We start from the raw sequence: 22,553 nt of genomic DNA on the forward strand, positions 1-22,553 counted from the left end.
TGGTCGCGATCGGGCGACGGATGTCTTCGTAGGCTTGCAGCCCTTGCGGGGTCGGTTCTTGGGCCAGACATGTCGCCAAGACCCGCGCATCCTGGATCGCCTGGCTGGCACCGTTCGCGCCGATCGGGTACATCGGATGCGCCGCGTCCCCAAGCAAGGCAACAGCCCCATCCGTCCAGAACGGCAAGGGATCCCTGTCGATCATCGGATATTCCGTCACGGTCTCCGTCTTTTCCATGATCGCGACCAGATCCATATCCGACATTCGAAAGTCCTTGAAAGGCGTGATATAATCGAGTGTCGCCCCCCTGCCCCAATCCGCGTCTTCGATGTGACGGGGGGAGCTGTGGCGCAGTTCGGCAACCCAATTGGTCAATGCGCGCCCCTTCTTTCGGGCCGGTTCGCTGATGGGATAGGTCACGAACTTCAGATTGTGATCGCCCGCGATGACCATGGTTTTCCCGTCGCCGATCATGTCCATCTCGACCGCGCCACGAAACATCATGGTCCCCTCGTAATTGAGCGGTCCCTCATCGGGGTGCATCTGGGCGCGAATTCTGGAGCGCAGCCCTTCGGCCCCGATCAGCATATCCGCATGCTCGCTCGTGCCATCAAGGAACTGGACCCTCACCCCAGCATCGAGGTTCTCATATCCGCGGACCGCGCGCCCGGCTGCGACCACCCCTGCGCCACACCGCTTCTTCACTTCCTCGAGCAAGAGAAATTGCAGCTGGCCGCGATGGACGGAAGACTGCGGCGCCTCGAAGCCGGCCTCGACGTTGCGCGGGTCTGATTGGATCACGTGACCGAACTTGGTTCTGTACTCGATGCAGCGCGTGCGAATGGCGATCGCATCGAGTTTCGCGCCAAGCCCCAACTCATGCAAAATCTTTGAAGAATGCGGCATGATGTTGATGCCAACGCCGAGCGATTTGATTTCCGCGACGGCCTCGAAAATTCTGACTTCGAAACCTTGCTCATGCAAACAAAGCGCCGCTGACAAGCCACCAATGCCCGCACCGGCAATCGCAATATGCGCCATAATGCCCCCCTTTGACGCGATGCGGACCTGTCTTTGTGACATATACCCACATTACGATAATCAGTATCAGACAGCTTTTATTGTACCTCAAGCCACTCAGGTGATAATAAGTGTCACTATTTCAACATTTACGGGTGCGATGGTGAGCATATTCCCCGACACCGAGCGTTATGTCCTTGGCGGCCCGTCGGCCCATGTCGATTTTCTGAACTGTGAAAGGGTCGCCGACCGACAGCATATTCACGGCTGGTCGGTGGAAGAGCACTACCACGAAGGCCTTGCACAGCTTTTGGTGTTCGACACAGGCCGGGTGAAAAGCGTCTTGGATCACAGGCACCAAGAGATCGTCGGTCCCGCCCTTGTGTGGTTGCCCGCACTCATCCCCCACGGATTCGAATATGAAATCGGGCTGAAGGCTTGGGTGATCACGGTGCCATCGGTCGATGTCAAACGGATCGTCGGCGGCGTAAGTTGGCTGGAACAATGGATCGACAGCCCGCAAGTTCTGGAGGGGCGAAACATCACTTGGGATCTTTCACCGATCCTGGACATCGCGACCTCGATCGAAGCCGAGCATCGCATGAACGGGGAGGACAGTAATTTCGCCCTTGAAAGCCTTTTCCGTCTGCTACTCGTCACCGTGAATCGCGGGATCGCCACGAACGGCCCCCGGCACCCCGGATACACCGACAGAAAACAAAGCCTCGTCAATCGGTTTCAAGACCTGATCGAACAACGCGGCGAAGCGGAACTGGGCGTGTCCGACTATGCAAAAATGCTGTCGGTGACCGCGACCCACCTATCGCGCACCGTCAAGGTCATAACCGGACGAACCGCTGGCGATATTCTGGCGGACAGAACACTCTTGAATGCCAAGCGCGCCCTTGCATTCACCGATATGCCCATCTCGGACATCGCCTTCGATCTTGGCTTTTCAAGTCCGTCATATTTTTCTCGAACATTCAGGGCTCAAGTCGGGCAAACCCCGCGAGAGTTTCGAAACGCCAGCCGCAACTGACCGAACGGGTGCGCCCCATGACGGATGGACCCGTTGCGCAAACCATGGGCCCGTGCCGTCTACGCGGCCAGCCAATCGTGTCGAGCGACGGGCAAGTGACGGTGTTCGGGTAATGCGGCGCGATGCCTGCGCATTTCTCGGATTATCTTAGGGATTTCTTCGAATACGAGCCCGCCAATGCGACCGTCTGGGTGCCGAACACACGGCGCGCATGGTTGATGGCACACCGCCGGCTGATATCCTTGATCCAACGAAACGCCGAAGGTTGGCCGCCAAGCCGCGCCGGGGGCGACTGGATCACCACCCTCCCCGCAGCATCATTGCGCGCAGCACGGTCTGATCGCGCGGGCGATGATTATCGGCCGATCACGCCCTGCGTAAGCATTTCACGCAACGCACTGTCTTTGCGCCGATCCTCTTCGAAGAAGAGATTGCTGTGAATATCCATCAGATGAGACCGCATGAGCATTTCGGCCTCTCCGGGATCATGCGCCGCCAAGGCGTCGATCAACCGGGTATGGGAGCCGCTATCACAGCGAATACGATCACGGCGTGAATAAAGCGCGATGATCAAGGCCGACCGGGCCACAAGCTGCTCGACAAAGGCAAGCAACGTGCTTTGCCCCGAGATTTTTGCAATTTCGATATGGAACATGCCCGATAACTGCAGCGCGCGCCCGTGGTCTGCCCCCTCCAATGCCTCATGCTCGCGGTCAGAATGCAGCCGCAATCGCGCGATATCGGCTTTGCTTGCATTGCGCGCGGCTTCACGGGCAACCCGCGCCTCGATCAATTCGCGCGCCTCGAAGACCTCGCGCGCTTCTTGGGGTGATGGCTGTGCCACCCGCGCGCCACGGTTGGGCTGGATCGAGACCAGATGCGAATGCGCCAAGGCCTGTAGCGCGCTGCGCACGATCGTGCGCGAGACGCCGTAGATCTCGCTCAACTCGCCTTCTGCAAGACGGGTTCCGGGCGGGAGCCTTTGTTCGTGAATGGCCTGCTCCAAACCGATGAACACGGGGTTGTCCCATGCGGTCTTGCGTAAACTGGAGGGGTCGTGGGCGCGAAAATCATCCATGAAATATATTAGGCTGATAAGGTTGTCGTATACAATATCAAAACCTTCCAAGCCCATCGCGGACCAAGAGACTCGCACCGCGCAGAGACTAAACAGCAACCATCGGTCCGAAGCGATCCATTTCTTGCTCGTTTTTTGAACAATACAAGAGATGGATGCACAACCCGTGATCATTTGAACACAATATTTGCAAATTTTGGTATACAATCTTTGTTTACTATTTGGCTTCCTCACCGATCCACTAGCGTCATCCTCCATGGAGACACACACGTATGGCGAGGAACATCGCATGACCCGATCTTTACTTACCACGACTGCCGCATTTGCGGTTGCAGCCATGATATCGACCCCGGTGGCAAGCTGGGCCGAGAGCGTCTTGACCATCGGCATGACCGCGGCAGATATCCCGCGCACCAGCGGGCAGCCCGATCAAGGCTTCGAGGGCAATCGCTTCACCGGAATTCCGATGTATGACGCATTGACCCATTGGGACCTTTCCTCGGAAACAGAGGCAAGCGTCGTGATCCCCGGGCTGGCTACCAATTGGGCCGTCAACCCCGATGATCAGACCCGCTGGACCTTCACGCTGCGCGAGGGCGTGACCTTTCATGACGGCACGCCGTTCACGGCCGAGGCCGTGGTTTGGAACGTCCAGAAGGTGCTGGACGACACCGCCCCGCATTTCGCCCCCGATCAGGTCGGTGCAACGGCATCGCGCATGCCAACCTTGCGTTCGGCCAGCGTGATCGACGACTACACCGTCGAACTCGTGACCTCGCAGCCCGATGCCTTTCTGCCGCTGAACATGACGATGCTGTTCATGGCATCGCCAACCCATTGGCAGGCGCTTTTCGACGCCGTGGACGCCGGCATCACTAACCCGACCGAACGCGCAGCGGCGGCCTGGACGGCTTTTGCGGCCGATCCTTCCGGCACCGGGCCGTTCATGGGCGAAACCCTTGTCCCGCGCGAGCGGTTCGAGATGGTGCGCAACCCCAACTACTGGGACCCAGCGCGCACGCCCACGATTGATCGTGTGGTCCTCGTTCCGCTGCCCGATGCCAATGCGCGGACGGCGGCGCTCTTGTCGGGACAGGTCGACTGGATCGAGGCACCTGCCCCCGATGCGATCCCGCGTATCCTCAGCGAGGGTAACACCGTCTATTCCAACCCGCAGCCCCATGTGTGGCCATGGCAGCTGTCGTTCGTGGAAGGCTCGCCTTGGCTCGACCGCCGCGTGCGCCATGCCGCAAACCTTTGCGTCAATCGCGAAGAGTTGCGGGTTCTGCTTGGGGGCTACATGGGCGTGCCCCAAGGCACCGTGGGCCCCGATCATCCATGGTGGGGCAATCCGTCGTTCGAGATCACCTATGATCCCGACGCGGCGCGCGCGCTGATGGCCGAGGCGGGTTTTGGCCCAGACAACCCGTTGACGGTCACGGTGCAGACCTCGGCCTCCGGCTCTGGCCAGATGCAGCCGGTCACCATGAACGAATACGTGCAACAAAACCTCGCCGATTGTTTTTTCGATGTGCAGCTCGATGTGATCGAATGGAACACGCTGTTCAACAACTGGCGCGGCGGCGCCTTGTCGGAGGGCGCGCGTGGCGCGGATGCCATCAACGTCAGCTTCGCGACGATGGACCCGTTCTTTGCCATGGTTCGCTTCGTGTCGACCCAGACCTTCCCGCCGGTTTCCAATAATTGGGGATACTTCGGCAATGATGAGTTCGACGCGCTGATCGCCGACGCGCGGACCTCGTTCGACGATACGCAACGCGATGCGGCGCTTGCGCGGTTGCACGCGCGGGTTGTCGAAGAGGCACCCTTCGTCTGGATCGCTCATGATGTGGGCCCGCGTGCCATGTCATCTGCCGTTGGCGGGGTGGTGCAGCCGCGCAGCTGGTTCATCGATATCGCGCCGATGACCATCGCCGACGAGGGCTGAGCGCCCCACGACAAAGCGGACAGGGCGGAAATACGCCCTGTCCTTACCTCACTTTCTGGATGAATGGCCAATGCTTTCATTTGTTGCCAAGCGCATCATCTACACGCTGCCGATCATGCTTGGCGTGTCGCTGGTATGTTTTGCGTTGGTCCATATCTCGCCCGGCGATCCGCTGATCTCGATCCTTCCGCCCGATGCCTCGGTCGAGCTGCAAGAACGGATGATGGCGATCTATGGCTTCGATCGATCCTATCCCGAACAGTTCCTCCGCTGGCTTGCGCGCGCCGTGCAGGGCGATCTCGGCAATTCCATCGCCACAGGCCGGCCCGTGACGTCGGAGGTGATGAACGCCGTGGGCAACACGCTGATCCTTGCTGTAAGCGCCACGCTGATCGGGTTCACCTTGGGAAGCCTGTTTGGCTTCGTGGCCGGCTTTTTCCGTGACAGCTGGATCGACAAACTCGCCTCGGCCATTGCAGTGGTCGGGGTATCGGTGCCGCATTACTGGCTGGGCATGGTGCTGGTCATCATCTTTTCGGTCGAACTTGGCTGGCTGCCCGCGACCGGGGCGGGACCGGGCGGATCGCGCGAATGGGGGTGGGATTGGGCGCATATCAAGCATCTGATCCTGCCCGCCGTCACCATGTCCGTTATTCCCATGGGCATCGTTGCGCGCACCGTGCGCGCGCTGGTCGCAGATATCTTGCAACAGGAATTCGTCGACGGGCTGCGCGCCAAGGGACTGCTGGATCGGGGGATTTTGGTACATATCATCAAGAACGCCGCCCCCACGGCGCTGGCGGTCATGGGATTGCAGCTGGGCTATCTGTTGGGCGGCTCGATCCTGATCGAAACGGTATTCTCTTGGCCCGGCACCGGGTTCCTGCTTGGCCAAGCGATTTTCCAGCGCGATCTGCCGCTGTTGCAAGGCACGATCTTGGTGTTGGCGATGTTCTTCGTGGTGCTCAACTTGCTGGTGGACATCGCCCAAACCGCGCTCGATCCGCGCTTGCAAAGAGGCTAGCCCATGGCCGTCACCGCTACCGATATCGAGGCGCTGGCCATCGCGCGCAAACCGCAAGGTTACTGGACTTCGGTCTTGCGCCGATTGGCAAAAGACAAGATCGCATTGGCCGCTGGAGCGGTTGCCTTGGGTTTGGTTCTCATGGCGGTTTTCGCGCCTTGGATTGCGCCGCGCGACCCCTTGGACGGCAGGATGTTGATGCGCCTGTCGCCCATCGGCACCGAAGGCTATCCGCTTGGCGCCGACGAGTTGGGCCGCGACATGCTAAGCCGCCTGATCCATGGCGCGCGCCTATCGCTGCTGATGGGCATAACGCCTGTGCTGATCGCGTTCTTCATCGGCTCGGCCATCGGGATCGCGGCGGGTTTCTTGGGTGGCTGGGTCAATACGATCACGATGCGTGTGCTGGATGTCTTCTATGCCTTTCCATCTGTCTTGTTGGCCATCGCCATCTCCGGCGCGCTTGGCGCGGGCATCTTGAACGGGCTATTGTCGCTGACCGTCGTTTTCATCCCGCCCATTGCGCGGGTCGCGGAAAGCGTGACCACAGCCGTGCGCAAACTCGAATACATCGAGGCCGCGCGCGCCAGTGGCGCATCATCATTCACCATCGTGCGGGTGCATGTGCTTGGCAATGTGCTGGGGCCGATCTTCGTCTATGCCACCAGCCTGATCTCGGTCTCGATGATCCTTGCTGCGGGGCTGTCGTTCCTCGGCCTTGGTGTCAGCCCACCGAATGCCGAATGGGGCCTGATGCTCAACACCTTGCGCAATGCGATCTACGTGCAACCTTGGTTGGCGGCGCTGCCGGGGGTGATGATCTTCTTGACCTCCATCTCGTTCAACATGCTCAGTGACGGGCTGCGCTCGGCCATGGATATCAAGCAATGACGCAGGCTCCGATCCTTTCCGCGCATAATCTGGTCAAGCATTTCCATGTCGGCGGATGGGGTGCCAACCGCAAGGTCGTGCGGGCGGTGGATGATGTGAGCCTGAGCCTGAGCAAAGGCGAGACCTTGGGCGTGGTCGGAGAGTCGGGCTGTGGCAAGTCCACGACCGCGCGCCTGTTGACCTACCTGCTGGCGCCCAATTCCGGCACCGTGCGCTTCAACGGCAAGGTCGTGGGGCCGGAACTGTCGCTGAAGGCGTTCCGCAACCATGTGCAGATGGTGTTTCAGGACAGCTACGCCTCGCTGAACCCGCGCATGACGATGCTCGACACGATCGCCTTCGGGCCCATGGTGCATGGCGCATCCGCCGCGCAGGCCCGCAAGACCGCCTGCGACCTCTTGGACCGCGTAGGACTTGACCCAGCCCGCTTCGGTCCGCGCTATTCCCACGAGATTTCGGGCGGGCAGCGACAAAGGGTCAACATCGCCCGCGCGCTGGCCTTCAATCCCGAGGTCATCGTGCTCGACGAAGCGGTCTCTGCACTCGACAAATCGGTCGAGGCGCAGGTGCTCAACCTGTTGATGGACCTGCGGCGCGAGCGAAACCTGACCTATGTTTTCATTAGCCATGACCTCAATGTCGTGCGCCATATCTCGGACCGCGTCATGGTTATGTATCTGGGCGAGGTGGCCGAGGTGGGGCCAACGGCCGATCTCTATACGACACCCGCTCACCCTTATACGCGCGCACTTCTGGCAGCGATGCCGTCACTCGACCCCGACAAGCGCACCGAGCAGGCACCCTTGGCCGGCGATCCGCCCAATCCCATAGATCCCCCCAGCGGGTGTCGGTTTCATACCCGTTGCGGCCACGCGTTCGGTGACTGTTCTCGGGCGCGGCCCGCGGACCGCGCGGTCGGGCCACATCATATGACGGCCTGCTATCTCGAAGGTCCAGCCGAACCCCGAGGCACGCCATGACGCAACCGCTTGTGAAAATCTCAAACCTCAGTGTTCGCTTCGACGGGACGCCCCCCGTGCATGCCGTCAACAACGTTTCGTTCCAGCTCAATCCCGGCGAAGTCCTCGGGGTTCTGGGCGAAAGCGGATCGGGCAAGAGCGTGATGCTCAAGACGCTGCTCAGGCTGCTTCCGGCCCACAAGACGCATATCTCGGGCACAGTTGAACTTGACGGGAACGATGTTCTGAAATTGCAGGGGCGCGCCTTGGCCGATCATCGCGGCGCAACGGTGTCCATGATTTTTCAAGACCCCGCGCTGGCGCTCGATCCCGTCTATACCATCGGCCAGCAAATCGCCGAGTCCGTGGTCCGCCACGAGGGGGCCACGCGTGCCGATGCCATGGCCCGTGCCCTCGAGATGTTGGAACTGGTCCGCATCCCCTCGGCCAAGCGCCGCCTCAAGAGCTACCCCCATGAGATGTCCGGCGGCATGCGGCAGCGCGCGATGATCGCGCTGGCGCTGGCGTGCAAGCCAAAGCTGTTGCTCGCCGATGAACCGACAACCGCGCTGGATGCCACGGTTCAGATTCAAATCCTTCTGCTCTTGCGCCAGTTACAACAGGAAATGGGCATGGGTGTCATCTTCGTCACCCATGACATCGGGGTGGCAGTCGAAGTGTCGGACAAGATGGCGGTCATGTATGCTGGCAGCTTTGTCGAGACAGGCAGCGTGCGTGACATCATCCGTGATGCACGCCATCCCTATTCACAAGGCCTATTGGCCGCCAATCTCGTAGGGGCCGCGCCGGGGAGCGCCCTCAACGCCATACCGGGCGCACCACCGGCGCTGCATGCCCCGCCCATTGGCTGCTCCTTCGCGCCACGCTGTGTCCATGCGCGCCCAGCCTGCACGGCAGAGGAACTTCCCCTTTGGAAACGCAACCCCGAGCGATGGGCCAGATGCGTCCTGGCCGCAGAGCAGCAGGCCCAGTGATGCGCACCATCGCCATCCTGAACCCAAACGCCACCGAGCGCATGACGCAGGATATGCTCGCCATCGCCGGTTCCGTTGCTCCCCCTAACGTCGCGGTGATCGGGGCGACCAATGCAACAGGTCCAGCCGCGATCCAAGGCGAGAAAGATGCGATCGCCTGCCTTCCGGGGCTTTTCGACATGGCGCATGGCGCCGTTCAGGGCGGCGCAGATGCGATCATCATCGCCTGTTTTGACGACACAGGGCTTGATGCTTTGCGCGCAAGCCTGCCCTGCCCCGTGATCGGCCTTGGCGAAGCGGGGATGCTGACGGCCTGCCTCGTGGCCCCCCGCTTTGCAGTGGTGACGACGACGCAAGGCTCGGTTCCCGTGATCGAAGACAACATCGCACGAATGGGTTTGATGCCGCGCTGTGGCGGTGTCTACGCCTCGGGCATTCCTGTCTTGTCAGTTGCGCACAGCATCGAACCGCTGTCCCAGTCGCTCGGGGCGGCTGCGGCCAGCTCGGGTGCGACGGCGATTGTCCTGGGCTGTGCGGCGATGAGTGCGATCTCGACCCGGCTTGCGGTGCCCGCCCCCGTCAAACTGATCGACCCCCTCAGGGCCGCCATCGGGCTGGCGCTGACCGTCGGCATGTCTGTGTGATCAGCGATGACACGAGATCCGTTGCCTGTGCATGGCCCGTATCACCAAAAGAGTGTGGCGCTTGGCATGGCTGCGCGCTTTGGCGCATCAGCGCACCCGTTCTGACACCGCTGGTGAGTTCCGCGCCCGGCCGATGGCCGGAACAAGTGTGATCGGGTATCATGGCTTGGCGGTATCACGCATCGTCATTGCCAGACCCGATCACCGCTTGGCGCACCTGCAACAGCGCAGCTGCTACTGTGACCGCGATGCCAGCATCTTCCGCATCGACAAGGGCTCGCGCCCCATCTTGTCGCCGATCATCCCCATGATCCCGCGCGGCGCATAAAGCGCGAAGACGATCGCGACGATACCGATCCCAGCAAGATACCAAGCGCCGAAATCGCCGAAGACCTCTTGAAGCGTGAAAAGCAAGACCGCCCCAACCACCGGGCCGAGATAGCTCCCCAAGCCGCCCACCAACACCATGAAGAGCATGAAGACCGACCAGTTTATCCCGAATGCCGTGCGCGGCTGATAGGTGATCGCACTGGCCAGCCAGAGCGTCCCCGCCAGGGCGCATCCCACGGCCGAGATCAGAAAGATCCAGCGCTTGACCCGCATCGTACTGACGCCGACCGACCCGGCCGCTTCCTCATCATCGCGGATCGCCTGGCTTTCGCCGCCCAGACGGCCACGCAGCAAAACGTAGCTGATGACCATCGAGGCAACCGCAGTTATGACCGCCATCAGGTAGATCGTGTTACGCCGGGTTTCGGGATCGATGGCGTTCAGCGCCAGAAGCGAGCGGCCGGTTTCGCCTTGGATCAGCGGGTCGAACATGACGATGGAGCGGATCGCCTCGGCCAGAACCCACATCGCCACGGCAAATTCCGCGGCGCGCAGGCGCAGCACGAACCATGACAGCGGCCATGCCACGGCCAGCACGAAAACCGCCCCCACGACCAGCGCCGGGAAAGGCGGCATGCCGCTTTCCACCAGACGCAGCACGAAATACCCGCCCAAGCCGATGAAGGCCTGCTGACCCACGGACACAAGCCCGGCAAAGCCCGCGAGCAGGTTCCACATCACCGCAAGGATCACATAGACCATCAACAGCGTCAGCTTGTCGACAACCAAGGCAGAGCCGAAGAGCGGCAGCGCCAGCAGCACCACCGCCACCAGCCCCCCAAGACCGATCAACAGGCGATCCGCCGCAGGGATGGGCGCGATGGAAAAGCGGCGCGGGGTCATGGCTTCTCTCCGGTTCTTGGGGCACGGGCATGCGGAGGCGCCGCCGCGCGCCAACCGAATTTCTCAAGACTTGCACCGAGGCTGGCGCGCCAGCCGCCATGATCGCCCGCCCAAGCGCGCGACAGCCGCCAGATCAGGACGGCCAGAAAGACAAGATGCCCGCTGAGCAGCGAGGCTTGCGGCGAGATCAGACCACCCAGACTTTGAGACACACCCAGAACGATGCCGCCGATCAAGGTGCCGCCCAGCGATCCGATACCGCCGATCACCACAGCCTCGAAGGCAAAGATCAGCTGTGCCGGTCCCGAATAGGGTGTGATCTGCCCCCGCATCGCCAAAAGCACACCGGCAAGGGCCGCCAACGTCACGGCGATGGCGGTCGCGGCGCGATGGGCCTGTTTGGCGGAGACGCCGCACATTTCAGCGGCCTCGGGATCAGAGGCCGTGGCGCGGATCGCGCGCCCCAGCCGCGTGGTCTTGAGCATCACATGCAAGGACAAGATCACGACCACGGCAATGAGGAAGATGATCGCGGGCAGCTTTCCCACAAGGATACCACCGGGCAACCGCCAGCTGGCCCAAGCCAGATTGCCGATATCGGCCCCGAGCGACCGGGTGTTCGAGCCCCAGATGCCGAACATCCCGTTCTGAAGCGCCGCCCCCAAGCCGATCGTCACAAGGATAGGCAGCAAGAACCCACCCCGCATCGCGCGCTCGAACAAAAGCCCATGCATCAACCACCCCAAAAGCGCCATCACCGGCAGCATCAGGGCGATGGCCAGCAAGACCGGCAATCCCACGACCGTGGTCAGCGTGATGGTCAAAAACGCGCCCAGAACCGCCATGTCGCCATGCGCCAGATTGATGAAGCGCACCACTCCCACCATCAGCGACAGCCCGGCCGCGATGATGGCGTAATAGCCGCCCAGCAAAACGCCCTGCACAAGGGCCTGAAGCATCCCGTCAAGCATCGGCCACCTCCGGTTCATGGATGCCGAAATAGGCCGCCGTGATCTGCGCGCGGGTGAACTCCGTCGGCGCACCGGCAAGTTCCACCCGGCCCTCGGCCATGCAAAGGATCGTGTCGGCAAAGCCAAGCGCGCGGGTCAGATCCTGTTCCACCACCACCATGGTCATGGCGCGTGCGGCCTTGATCGCGGCAAGCGACAGATAGACCCCCTCGACCGCCACGGGCGACAGGCCCAGCGACACCTCGTCGAGCAAAAGCACATCCGGGTTGGCCAACAGCGCCCGCCCGATCGCCGCGGCCTGACGCTGACCGCCCGAAAGCCCGCCTGCGCGCTTGTCGATCAGGGGCACAAGCTGGGGGAATGCGTCCAGAACCCGGTCGAGCGTCCATTCCCCCTTGCGGCCATTCTCGGCGGCGATGATCAGGTTCTCGCGCACGGTCATCTCGGCAAAAAGCCTGCGCCCCTCGGGCGACATGGCGATGCCTGCGCGCACCCGCTGATAGGTGGACAAGGCCGTGACATCCACGCCCCCGAGCAAGATGTGCCCCTCGGCCGCCGGATGGGCACCCGCCAAGGCGCGCATCAAGGTGGTCTTGCCCGCGCCATTGGCCCCGATGACGCACAAGACGCCGCCCGGCTGCAAGCTCAGGCTGACGCCCTTGATCGCCGTCAGAAGCCCGTAGCGGCAAACCAGATTCTCGACATGGAGCGAGGTCATTCCGGATCGCTCCCCAGATAGGCGCCGCGCACGGCGGCATCCTGCATCACCTCGCGCGGATCGCCCTCGGCCAGCACGCGGCCCTCGGCCATGCAGACCAGCCGGTCGATCACCTTGAGCAGCGCGTGCAGGATATGCTCGATCCAGACGATGGTCAGACCATCGGCCTTGAGCGCCTCGATCAGCGCGATGAGTTGTGTCAACTCGGCCTCGGTCAGCCCGCCGCCAATCTCGTCGAGCAAGATGATGCTTGGGCCGGTGGCCAGCGCGCGGGCCACCTCCAGCCGCTTGCGATCCAGTAGACCGGTGGCACCGGCGGGCTTGTTGGCAAGCGCGATCAACCCTGTGCGGTCCAGCACATGGGCCGCGTGATCGCCGGCCTCAGCGCCCGAGCGCGCGCCGCCTGCGCGGGCTGCCACCAAGACGTTCACGAACACCGTCATCCCGATAAAGGGGCGCGGCACCTGATAGGTCCGCGCGATGCCCATGGCCGAGCGCGCTTCGGCGCTATCATAGGTGATCACCCTGCCCCCGCTGCGGATGTCGCCAGCATTGACCGGAAAACTGCCGGCAAGCGCGCCAAAAAGCGTGGTCTTTCCTGCGCCGTTGGGGCCGACGATGCCCACCGCCTCGCCCACCCGCGCCTGAAAACCGACCTCATCGAGCGCGCGCAAACTGCCATAGCGCTTGACCAGCCCCGTGGCCTCGATCGCCATCGGAGCCGACGGGGAAACCGGATCGGCCGGGCATGCATCGGGACGGTCGTGCATCATGGCGCACTCCTCAACGTCAAAGAAATATGTGGTGGCGACGTCCGAGGGGAACGCCGCCACCAAAACCGCGAAATTGCGGATCAGCCACCGATGCGGTAGGGCTGCAAGCTCGCGGTCAGCGGCACTTGCGGCGCCAAGGCGTTGGAGACGATCTCCATCGTGAAGGGATAGGGCCCTTCGGCCGAGCGCATCCACTGCGTGCCCACCAGCGGCGTGACCGCGACGCCGGGCATCGGACCAGCGGCGAAATCGACTGTGCCCACCGCCGTTTCGGTGGTCAAACCGCCAAAGGCCGCGGCCACGGCGGCCTTGTCCTTGGGATTGCCCGAAGCGGTCAGCGCCGCCAAGACCACGTCGAAGAGCGCCGCATTGGCGCCGGGCTGCTGCGTCCATTGCTTGCCCACGGCGGCCTCGAACCCATCGGCAAGCTCGAGGCTTGTCATGCCAAGCGAGGGCGAAGCGGTGGGGAAGAACTTGTGCCAATAGGCCCCCGAGGCCAGCCCATAGCCCAGATCGCCCATCGCCTCCAATTCGGCGGCGAAAAGGCCCGCCTTGGCCATCTGCATGATCTTGACCTGCTGGGCCAAGCCTTGCTGCGCGGCCTGCCGCCAGAAGACCGGGAAATCGGGCGGGAAGGGAAAGGCGTTGATGATCTCGCAGCCGTTTTGCTTGAAGAAATTGATCTGATTGGTGAAATCAGAGGTCATGTTCTCATAGGGGCCGGCGTCAAAACACTCAAAGCCGCGCGCCTGCAGCGCCGGCATCAGATTGTTGCGGATCGCGTTGCCATCGGCGTCGTTGGGCATCAGCATGCCGACCTTGCGATTGGTCTCGAAGGTGGTCCACTGCGCCTCGTAGAAGGGGGCGAAATCGCCCGCGCCGAAGCTGAAATGGAAGGTCCAGCGGAACGGGTTGGCAGGCGTTGCGCCGCGCCCGAAGAACCACGATTCCCACGGCGCCACGGTGGTGGCGCAGGGCACGCCCGCCGCCTCGCAGGCATCGGCGACCGGGTTGGTGGTTTCCGGCGTGGAGGACGCGATGACGATGTCGGGGTTTTGCCCATTGATCAGGTCGCGGGTTTCCTGGCTGGCGCGGACCGGGTCCGATTGCGTGTCGGCCAAGATCACCTCGACGCCGTAGCGCTTGCCGCCGATCTCGATCCCGCCTGCATGGCGCGCGGTGAAGGTTTCGCTCAGCCATTGGTCGGCCTCGCCGAAAATGCCCAAGGGTCCCGAACGCGGCCCGACCCAGCCGATGCGGATGGTGTCGGCATCTTGCGCCGAGACGCGCCGCGCGGTGGCGGGCAGCAGCAGGGTCGCACCGGCACCCGCCAGAATGGTGTTGAAGGAGCGGCGCGAGAGCGCCTTGGCAGAGATATCTCTAGTCACGATGTTGTCCTCCCTAAGGTGAATGCGCGGGCCACTTGCCCGGTCTTTGGCCAGCCGTTTCGGCTTGGCCGGTCGTCGGTTGCGCCTATTCCATCCGCAGGATCGGCTTGATGGCGCGGCCTTCATGGCTGTCATGAATGGCGGTGTTGATCTGGTCGAACGGGTAGAAGCGCACCAGCTTGTCGAAGGGGAATTTCCCCTCTTTCCAAAGACTAACGAGATGCGGGATGAAGGTGTCGCCATCCGATTCCCCCTCGACCACGCCCATCAGGACCTTGCCGGTGGACATGAAATCGGTGTTGTCCACGCTCACCTCCGAGCCGGGCATGGGCGCGCCCAGAATGGCCGCCCGCCCGCGCGGCGCCATGGCATCGACCGCCTGCCGGATGACCAAAGGCAGGCCGGTGGTGTCGAGCGCGAAATTCACCCCGCCGCCCGACAGCGCCTTGATCTGGCCCACCACATCCTCGGATGCCGCATTGATGCCATGGGTGGCACCCAACTCACGCGCCATGGCAAGGCGGCTCTCGTGCATATCCACGGCGATGATGGTGCTAGCCCCTTGCACCTTGGCCGCCATCACCGCCGACAGGCCCACGGACCCCGCGCCGAAGACAACGAAACTTTTGCCCGGTTGCACCTTGAGTGCGTTCATCACCGTGCCCGCGCCCGTCTGGATGCCGCAGGCCAAGGGCCCCATCAGCGCCAGATCATCGGCACTGACATCGATCTTCACCACGTTGCGCTCATGGGCCAGCGCATGGGTCGCAAAGGAGGATTGGCCGAAGAAATTGGAATGCACCGCCCCGCCATCGCCCGACAGCCCGACCGAGCCATCGGCGCGGGTGGCAAAGAAGTTGCGCGGAAAGAATTCGTAGCAATACGACATCTGGTTGTCGTGGCAGGACGGGCAGCCACCGCAGCTGTTGAAGGTCATCACCACGTGATCGCCGGGCTTGACCTTGGTCACACCGGCCCCCACCGCCTGCACCACGCCCGCGCCCTCATGGCCCAGAACGACCGGCATCGGCGTGGGCAGATGGCCCGCCATCACCACCAGATCGGTGTGACACACCCCGGTCGCCACGACGCGCCCAAGAATTTCACCCGCGCGGGGCGCGTCGAGCGTCAGGGTTTCGAGGGCAAGATCGGCGCCGGGCTGGCGTGCCACTGCGGCGCGAATTTGGATCGACATGAGTTGGTCTCCGGAAGCGAAGAGAATCTGGGGTGGAACCGGCCGCAGGCGCGCCCGCGTCCGCCCGCCGCCGATGGCACTCCCCAAAGGGGCTGCCACCGACTGCCGGGGAGGAAGGCGAAAGGCCGTGCGATCAGAACGGATAGGGCGTCGCCGCGGGCTTGGTGGTGATCCAGACCCATTGGGTAAATTCTTCCCAAATGGCAGGGCCCGAAATGCGGCTTCCATTGCCCGACCGGCCGCGCCCGCCAAAGGGCGCGATGGGCGAGGCTGTCACCGTCTGGTCGTTGATGTGCAGATGCCCGACCCGCAGCCGCATCGCGATGGCGCGCGCGCGCGCCAGATCGCTGCCGATGACCGACCCCACCAGCCCGAATTCGGACATGTTGGCCAGTTCGACGGCATGCTCGTCATCCTTGTAGGAGACCACGATGGCGACGGGGCCGAACAGCTCTTCCTCAAACGCCCGCATGCCCGGCTTGACGCCCGACAGAACCGTGGCGGGGAACATCGTGCCTTTCGCCGTGCCGCCCACATGCAGCTTGGCGCCTTTTTCAACCGCATCCGCGATGATGCCCTCGATGCGCTTGCACTCGCTTTCCGCAATCAGCGGGCCGAGCGCGCAATGGTCTGTTGCGGGGTTGCCGACAGGCAGGTGATGCGCCTTGGTGGTCAGCGCCTCGGCCAGTCTTTCGGCCTTGGCGGCGGGCGCAAGGATCAGGCCCGTGGCCATGCAGATCTGCCCCTGATGCAACCACGTGCCCCAAGCCGCGTTGGAGGCGGCGATATCCAGATCGGCGTCATCCAGCACGATCAGCGCGTTCTTGCCGCCCAGTTCAAGTTGCACCTTCTTGAGGTTGCGCCCACAGGCTTCGCCCACCTTCGAGCCGACTTCGGGCGAGCCGGTGAACGACACCATGGCGATGTTGGGATCGGCGCACATGGCCGCACCGACATCGGCACCACCCGGCACGATGTGCAACAGATCGGCAGGCAGACCCGCCTCCTCAAACACACGCGCGATCATGATCCCGCCGCTGATCGGTGTGCGCGGATCAGGCTTGTGGACGACCGCATTGCCGGTCGCCAAGGCCGCAGCGATGGCGCGGATCGACAAGATCAGCGGGAAGTTGAAGGGCGAGATCACGCCCACCACCCCATGCGCCACGCGGATCAGCTCTTCTTGCGCGTCGCGGCCATCGACGGATTTGAGCACTTGGGTCTGCGGCTCGAGCGCGGCCTCGGCTGCGGCGCGCAAAAAGCCCGCGCTGTGTTCGATCTCGATCCCGGCCTTGGGCGGAATGGAGCCGCTTTCGCGGATGATCCACGGGATCAGCTCTTCGGCATGGGCCTGAAGGATATCGGCGGCCTTGTTCAGAATGGCCGCGCGCGCGTCGGGAGCGGTCGCCTCCCATGCGGGCTGGGCGGCGCGGGCTGCTGCGGCGGCGGCGGCCAGATCAGCTGGGCTGGCGCGCCCGACAGAGGCAACGAAAGAGCCGTCAGCCGGCGCGGTCACATCATCGGTGCCGCCCGTGGCCTCGCGCCACCCGCTGGTGAAAATCTTGCCGCTCCAGGTTGCGGTGTCGAGAAGGCGAAATTGAGCTCCGTCCATCGTAATCCTCCCTGCGATGCTCGGGCGGCAAGGTCACGCCGATCGCTCCCCCGCGATCTCCAGGCGTACCCCCCGCTAAGATCGTTAAAGAGGATTACAATCTTCCCTTTTCGAAACTGAAAACGTCACGCGACTGAGGAAAAAATCTCATCACATTGAATATAGTATGTATTTTTTGATTGTGGATCAGCGATCTTGCTTCATAATTTCATGAAATTGGGGATCATGCTTGAGATTTTTATGAAATGCCCAGCCGTATCTCACTGACCGAAGCCTCCCGTCGCGCGCCGGGGATTCTGCGCGGCGACAGCCTGTTGCTCGATGATGGCGCACCGCCCACCTTGAACGATCTGGCGGGCGCGCTGCAATTCGCGCTGGGTGATGGGCGCATCTGGCTCAACGATGAGCGCATGATCATGATGCAAACCAGCGTGCTGGGCGCGCTGCGTGCCGAGATGATCGCGGAAATGGGGATGGATCGGACGCGAGACGCATTGTTTCGTGTCGGCTGGACCCAAGGGGTGCAGCTGGCCGAGTTGATGATCAAGCGCTTCAAGCAAGACAACCTGACCGCAGCCCTTGCCGCGGGTCCGCGGCTGCACACGATGAAGGGTTTTGCCAAGGTCGTGACCAAGCGGTTCGAGTTCGACGCCGCGAAACAAGAATATCTGGGCGAATTCTACTGGCATGACAGCGTGGAAGGCACCGAGCATCTGCGCGCTTTCGGGGTTTGCGATTGCGCGGTGTGCTGGATGCAGGTGGCGGTTCCATCGGGCTATACGACGACGCTCTTGGGCTTTCCGGTCATCTTCCGCGAGGTGGAATGCGTGGGCCAAGGCGCGCAGCGCTGTGTCGTCATCGGCAAGGATGCCGCAAGCTGGGGCGATGATGTGCCCGAGTTGAAGCTGTTTGGCCTGAGCGAAAAGAAAAACAAGAAATCAGCACCTTGGACGCCACCGGCCGATATACGCCTTGCGCCGCGCCAGTCACCGCGCAATCCCGGTGATATCGTGGGCAGCTCGGCCGCGATCCAGCGCGCGCGGCGGCTGGTGGAAAAGGTGGCGGGCTTTGCGGAGCCCGTCCTGCTCATCGGCGAGGCAGGCACCGGCAAGGAACACTTTGCCCGCTTCCTCCATTCTCGCGGCGCCACGCCCGAGGGGCCCTTTGTGCCGGTCAATTGCTCGGTCTTCAGCGGCGCGGCCGACGCGGAGAGCTTGTTCGGCGAGACAGGGCTCATGCATCAGGCGCGCGGCGGCACGCTGTTTTTGAACGACGTCGTGGCGCTTGCGCCCGATCTTCAGGCGCGGCTGGCGCTGTTGTTGCATGATCGGGAGCGGCGTCGGCTGCCGTTTCGGATCATCGCGGCCACCGGCATCCATCCGACACAGGCGATGACCACAGGCAAGCTGCGCGCCGATCTGCAGTATTTCCTCTCGGTCCTGCCCATCCATATCCCGCCCTTGCGCGAACGGCGCGACGATCTGCCGGAATTGATCGAGCATTTCCTGCAAATGCATGTGACGCGTCACAAAAAGCCGGTCGATCGGCTGACAGGCGCGGTCTACGACATGCTGTTGCGCTATGATTACCCCGGCAACATGCGGGAGCTGTCGAACCTGATCGCGCGCGGGGTGATCTATGCCGAACCCGGCGGCATGATCGACATCACCCATGTGTTCTCGGTGATCGAAACCGCCCCGCAAGTCGCGCGCCGAGTGCAACGGGACGGACCGGTCGATCGTCCCAAGACCATCGCCGAGGTGCATGGCGAACGAACGCTCGAGGATATCGAGATCGAGGCGGTTCGCACCGCGCTGATCGAGGCGGATTGGAATGTGTCGGCAGCGGCGCGTAAGCTGGGGCTGACGCGCGCCAAGCTCGATTATCGGATGAAGAAATTCCACCTGATGCCGGGCAGCTAGAGCAAACGTAGATGACTCAGCCGTGTCAGGCGCGATGGGTCGGGATGATGCACAGCCATCGCCGCGATGCGCGCCCAGACAGCCGCAAAAAACAGCCGCCCCGTGTCTTGCATGAAGCCATGCGCCGCCGCCGCCGGCTCCTCCGACGACAAAAGGCGGTCGCGCGCGCTGCACCAATCGGCACGCGCTTGGGCAAGATCGCCATCATCCCCCGCCAACGCGGCGATCAGATCAGCAAACTGATCGGCCCCCGGCCCGTCAAGGCCGCGCGTCACCAATGCGCGGGCATGTATGCCATTGGCACCTTCATAGATCGCGGTGATACGGGAATCGCGCCATGTCTGGCCGATGCCGTATTCGGTCAGATAGCCATAGCCACCCAAGACCTGAATCCCGATATCGGCGGCTCTGATCCCGGCCTCGGAGCCAAAGACCTTGCACACAGGCGTCAGAAATTCGACCAGTGCGGGCCGCGCACCGCTTTGGATTTCGGCCAGCGCTACATGGCACATCCCCCGCGCACCCACTGCAAGCCTGTCTTGTTCGTCGAGCATGCGCCGCACATCGGCATGCTCGACCAAGCGCGCATCCGCCCCATCCGGGTGGCGGCCCTGCACCCGCCCCTCGGCATGTGCGCGCGCGATCTGGGCGGCGCGGGCAGCATGCGCAACCCCTTGCAAGGCGACATCGATGCGGGCGTGGTTCATCACCGTGAACATGGCAGGCAGCCCCTGCCCCTCGTCTCCGATCAATTCGGCAGGCGCTTCATCGAACAGCATCGCACAAGTCGGCGAGGCGTGCAGCCCCAGCTTATCCTCGATCCGCGTGACGCGGACCTGTGGACCGGCGGGACAGGCAAATAGCGACAGGCCTCGTGTGCCGCGATCGGCGGAGCCCGTGCGTGCAAGGACAAGGTGCAAGATCCCCTCTGAGATGTCCTGATCGCCGCCCGAGATGAATATCTTTTCACCGATGATCTTCCAGCTCATGCCATCATGCACCCCGCGCGTACGGATGCGCGCAAGGTCCGAGCCCGCGCCCGCCTCGGTAAGGCACATGGTCGATAGCACAGCGCCCGAGGCGAGGCGGGGTATCCACGTCGCCTGTTGCGCAGGGGTGCCAAATCGGCGCAGCGTTTCAATCGCACCCGGCACAAGGCCACACACCATTTGCAACGCATGGTTGGCGCCCGAGAACACTTCCGACACGGCGGCCGCGACCAGCGGAGATTGTTCCATACCGCCAAAAGCCTCGGGCGCGCTCAGCCCTTGCCAACCGCCATCCGCCAGCGCGCGATAGGCCGTGTCAAAGCCATCGGGCATGCGCACGCGACCATCCACCAGACGCGCGCCCTGCCTGTCGCCCAAGGCGTTCAGTGGCGCCAGAACCTCCTCGGCGAATTGCGCGAAATGGACCAGAACATCGCGCGCAATGTCGTCATCAAACCCCGCCACATGGCGCAAGCTGAAGAAAATGTCGTCGAGCGGGGCGGCGAAAGGGATCATGCCCGAGCTACCCCGTGACCCCCAAAAGCCGCATGGCATTTTCCTTGAGGATCAACGGGCGCACCTCGTCCTTGAAGGGGGCATCGGCGAAATCGGCCAGCCAACGGTCGGGCGTGATGGCGGGCCAGTCGGAACCGAACAGCATCTTTTTCTTCAGCATCGAATTGGCGTAGCGGATGAAAATCTCGGGGAAGTATTTCGGCGACCACCCCGACATGTCGTAATAGACATTGGGCTTGTGCAGCGCGACCGAGAGCCCCTCCTCCGTCCAAGGGAAGGAGGGGTGGGCCATCACGATCCTGAGGTCGGGAAAATCCACCGCCACATCGTCGAGATGCATCGGGTTGGAGTATTTCAGCCGCATCCCCATGCCGCCCCGCATGCCCGAGCCAACGCCTGTCTGCCCGGTGTGGAACAACGCGATCGCGCCCTCCTCCTCGATGGCTTCGAGCAGCGTGTAACAGGCGTTGCGGTCATTGGGAAAAAACCCCTGCATGGTGGGGTGAAACTTGAAGCCCCGAACGCCGAATTCGCGCACCAAACGGCGCGCTTCGCGCGCGCCAGCCTTGCCCTTGGCCGGGTCGATCGAGGCGAAGGGGATCAAGATATCGTCGTTTTCCGCGCAAAGCGTGGCCACTTCCTCGTTGGAATAGCGCCGAAACCCGGTTTCGCGCTCGCCATCGACGGGAAAGATCACGGCCGCGATGTTGCGCGCGCGGTAATAGGCGGCGGTGTCTTGCACGGTGGGCAACATGCCCTCTGCCCCGGCGGGATTCTTGAAATAGGCCGCCATGCCGGATTGAAACTCATTATAGCCATCGTCGCGGCAGGCGTTGCAGGGCTCTTCGGCATGGGTGTGGAAATCGATTGCCTGCACCTTTGAAAAATCGACCATCGTCATCCTCCTGACCTATGCGCCTTGATCCAGAAAACGCTATACATAATAACTGTTACTATATAAAACAAAAACTCCACAAGGCATTCGACGGGGACATGATCATGCAAGAGCGCAGCAAGCCCGACCAACAGTCCACGCGGACGGAGATCACGGGCGATATCGCCACCATCATCTTCAACCGCCCCGAAAAACGCAACGCCATGAATGACGCGCTGGTGGCCGAGTTGGACGCGTTCTTTTCAGCCCCGCCCAAGGGCGTGAATGCCGTCATCCTGCGCGGCGAAGGCGGTCATTTCTGTTCCGGGCTTGATCTGGCCGAGCATGAGCATCGCGAACCGATCGCGGGGCTTTACCATTCGCGCAACTGGCATCGGGTGTCGGAGTTGATCGAGTTTGGCGGCCTGCCGGTGATCTCGGTGCTGACGGGTGCTGTGATCGGCGGCGGACTTGAAATCGCCACATCGACCCATGTGCGCATCGCCGAACCCTCGGTCAGGTTCCAATTGCCCGAGGGGCGGCGCGGCATCTTCGTGGGCGGTGGCGCGACCGTGCGGGTGGGCCGTATTCTGGGGGCGGACCGCATGCGCGAGATGATGCTGACCGGGCGCAGCTATGGCGCCGAAGAAGGTCTGGCGCTGGGGCTGGCGCATTATGCGGTCGCCGAAGGCGAAGGGCTTGATCTGGCCATGCAGCTTGCCCGCAGGATCGCCGATAACGCGCCCTTCTCGAATTACCTGAT

20 protein-coding genes are annotated in these 22,553 nt (G+C 62.7%); 9 read left to right on the forward strand and 11 right to left on the reverse strand.

Annotation, left to right across the window (positions count from 1 at the left end):
• The coding region (locus tag ACTG4J_RS07380) for an FAD-dependent monooxygenase (protein ID WP_439138345.1) at positions 1–1,042 on the reverse strand (1,042 nt) is incomplete at its 3' end.
• A 19-nt stretch (positions 1,043–1,061) separates the two neighbouring features.
• Between ACTG4J_RS07380 and ACTG4J_RS07385 the strand changes: the two genes are divergently transcribed.
• Positions 1,062–2,060 carry a helix-turn-helix domain-containing protein gene (locus ACTG4J_RS07385; protein WP_439138347.1) on the forward strand — a complete coding sequence of 333 codons (999 nt, stop codon included), beginning with the start codon at positions 1,062–1,064 and terminating at the stop codon, positions 2,058–2,060.
• A 355-nt stretch (positions 2,061–2,415) separates the two neighbouring features.
• Here the strand turns inward: ACTG4J_RS07385 and ACTG4J_RS07390 are convergent, their stop codons facing one another.
• A complete protein-coding gene (locus ACTG4J_RS07390; protein ID WP_439138349.1) occupies positions 2,416–3,138 on the reverse strand; it encodes a GntR family transcriptional regulator in 723 nt (240 codons plus the stop codon).
• 337 nt (positions 3,139–3,475) lie between these two features.
• On the opposite strand from ACTG4J_RS07390, the gene ACTG4J_RS07395 reads away from it, so the two are divergent.
• The 6 genes from ACTG4J_RS07395 (at position 3,476) to ACTG4J_RS07420 (ending at position 9,599) form a co-directional block, all read left to right on the forward strand.
• Positions 3,476–5,086, forward strand: a complete 1,611-nt coding sequence (locus ACTG4J_RS07395; protein ID WP_439138350.1) for an ABC transporter substrate-binding protein — start codon at positions 3,476–3,478, stop codon at positions 5,084–5,086.
• A 70-nt stretch (positions 5,087–5,156) separates the two neighbouring features.
• On the forward strand, positions 5,157–6,110 hold the full coding sequence (locus tag ACTG4J_RS07400) for an ABC transporter permease (RefSeq protein WP_439138352.1): 954 nt from the start codon (positions 5,157–5,159) through the stop codon (positions 6,108–6,110).
• Positions 6,111–6,113: 3 nt separating this feature from the next.
• Positions 6,114–7,001, forward strand: coding sequence for an ABC transporter permease (locus ACTG4J_RS07405; RefSeq protein WP_439138354.1), 888 nt, complete (start codon positions 6,114–6,116; stop codon positions 6,999–7,001).
• Positions 6,998–7,981: an ABC transporter ATP-binding protein gene (locus ACTG4J_RS07410; protein ID WP_439138355.1), complete on the forward strand. Its 984-nt coding sequence runs from the start codon at positions 6,998–7,000 to the stop codon at positions 7,979–7,981. Before ACTG4J_RS07405 ends, ACTG4J_RS07410 begins: the two co-directional genes overlap by 4 nt.
• A complete protein-coding gene (locus tag ACTG4J_RS07415; protein WP_439138357.1) occupies positions 7,978–8,955 on the forward strand; it encodes an ABC transporter ATP-binding protein in 978 nt (325 codons plus the stop codon). The genes ACTG4J_RS07410 and ACTG4J_RS07415 overlap by 4 nt, the downstream gene beginning before the upstream one ends.
• Entirely contained in the window at positions 8,955–9,599 is a 645-nt protein-coding gene (locus ACTG4J_RS07420) for an aspartate/glutamate racemase family protein (protein WP_439138359.1), read from the forward strand. The genes ACTG4J_RS07415 and ACTG4J_RS07420 overlap by 1 nt, the downstream gene beginning before the upstream one ends.
• Before the next feature lie 234 nt (positions 9,600–9,833).
• Here the strand turns inward: ACTG4J_RS07420 and ACTG4J_RS07425 are convergent, their stop codons facing one another.
• The 7 genes from ACTG4J_RS07425 to ACTG4J_RS07455 all read right to left on the reverse strand — a co-directional run bounded on the left by ACTG4J_RS07425 (position 9,834) and on the right by ACTG4J_RS07455 (position 17,489).
• Positions 9,834–10,832: a branched-chain amino acid ABC transporter permease gene (locus tag ACTG4J_RS07425; RefSeq protein WP_439138361.1), complete on the reverse strand. Its 999-nt coding sequence runs from the start codon at positions 10,830–10,832 to the stop codon at positions 9,834–9,836.
• Positions 10,829–11,791 (reverse strand): branched-chain amino acid ABC transporter permease, encoded by a 963-nt coding sequence (locus tag ACTG4J_RS07430; protein ID WP_439138362.1) that lies wholly within the window; start codon positions 11,789–11,791, stop codon positions 10,829–10,831. Before ACTG4J_RS07430 ends, ACTG4J_RS07425 begins: the two co-directional genes overlap by 4 nt.
• A 4-nt stretch (positions 11,792–11,795) precedes the next feature.
• Positions 11,796–12,521 carry an ABC transporter ATP-binding protein gene (locus ACTG4J_RS07435; RefSeq protein WP_439138364.1) on the reverse strand — a complete coding sequence of 242 codons (726 nt, stop codon included), beginning with the start codon at positions 12,519–12,521 and terminating at the stop codon, positions 11,796–11,798.
• Complete coding sequence (locus ACTG4J_RS07440) at positions 12,518–13,294, reverse strand: ABC transporter ATP-binding protein (protein ID WP_439138365.1); 777 nt, start codon at positions 13,292–13,294, stop codon at positions 12,518–12,520. Before ACTG4J_RS07440 ends, ACTG4J_RS07435 begins: the two co-directional genes overlap by 4 nt.
• Positions 13,295–13,374: 80 nt before the next feature.
• Positions 13,375–14,682 (reverse strand): ABC transporter substrate-binding protein, encoded by a 1,308-nt coding sequence (locus ACTG4J_RS07445; RefSeq protein WP_439138367.1) that lies wholly within the window; start codon positions 14,680–14,682, stop codon positions 13,375–13,377.
• A gap of 85 nt (positions 14,683–14,767) precedes the next feature.
• Positions 14,768–15,877, reverse strand: a complete 1,110-nt coding sequence (locus ACTG4J_RS07450; protein ID WP_439138369.1) for an NAD(P)-dependent alcohol dehydrogenase — start codon at positions 15,875–15,877, stop codon at positions 14,768–14,770.
• Between the two features lie 133 nt (positions 15,878–16,010).
• Complete coding sequence (locus tag ACTG4J_RS07455) at positions 16,011–17,489, reverse strand: aldehyde dehydrogenase family protein (RefSeq protein WP_439138370.1); 1,479 nt, start codon at positions 17,487–17,489, stop codon at positions 16,011–16,013.
• Positions 17,490–17,734: 245 nt separating this feature from the next.
• On the opposite strand from ACTG4J_RS07455, the gene ACTG4J_RS07460 reads away from it, so the two are divergent.
• Positions 17,735–19,411, forward strand: a complete 1,677-nt coding sequence (locus ACTG4J_RS07460; protein ID WP_439138371.1) for a XylR N-terminal domain-containing protein — start codon at positions 17,735–17,737, stop codon at positions 19,409–19,411.
• Here ACTG4J_RS07460 and ACTG4J_RS07465 read toward each other — a convergent pair.
• Positions 19,408–20,916 (reverse strand): acyl-CoA dehydrogenase family protein, encoded by a 1,509-nt coding sequence (locus tag ACTG4J_RS07465; protein WP_439138372.1) that lies wholly within the window; start codon positions 20,914–20,916, stop codon positions 19,408–19,410. The two genes, ACTG4J_RS07460 and ACTG4J_RS07465, sit on opposite strands and share 4 nt — an antisense overlap.
• Before the next feature lie 7 nt (positions 20,917–20,923).
• Positions 20,924–21,811, reverse strand: coding sequence for an amidohydrolase family protein (locus ACTG4J_RS07470; protein WP_439138373.1), 888 nt, complete (start codon positions 21,809–21,811; stop codon positions 20,924–20,926).
• A gap of 104 nt (positions 21,812–21,915) precedes the next feature.
• Here ACTG4J_RS07470 and ACTG4J_RS07475 point away from each other — a divergent pair.
• Positions 21,916–22,553: crotonase/enoyl-CoA hydratase family protein (locus ACTG4J_RS07475; RefSeq protein ID WP_439138375.1), on the forward strand; the 638-nt coding region annotated here is incomplete at its 3' end.

The sequence above is a fragment of the Roseicyclus sp. genome (genome assembly GCF_965662675.1).
In the GTDB taxonomy this organism is placed as follows: domain Bacteria; phylum Pseudomonadota; class Alphaproteobacteria; order Rhodobacterales; family Rhodobacteraceae; genus Roseicyclus.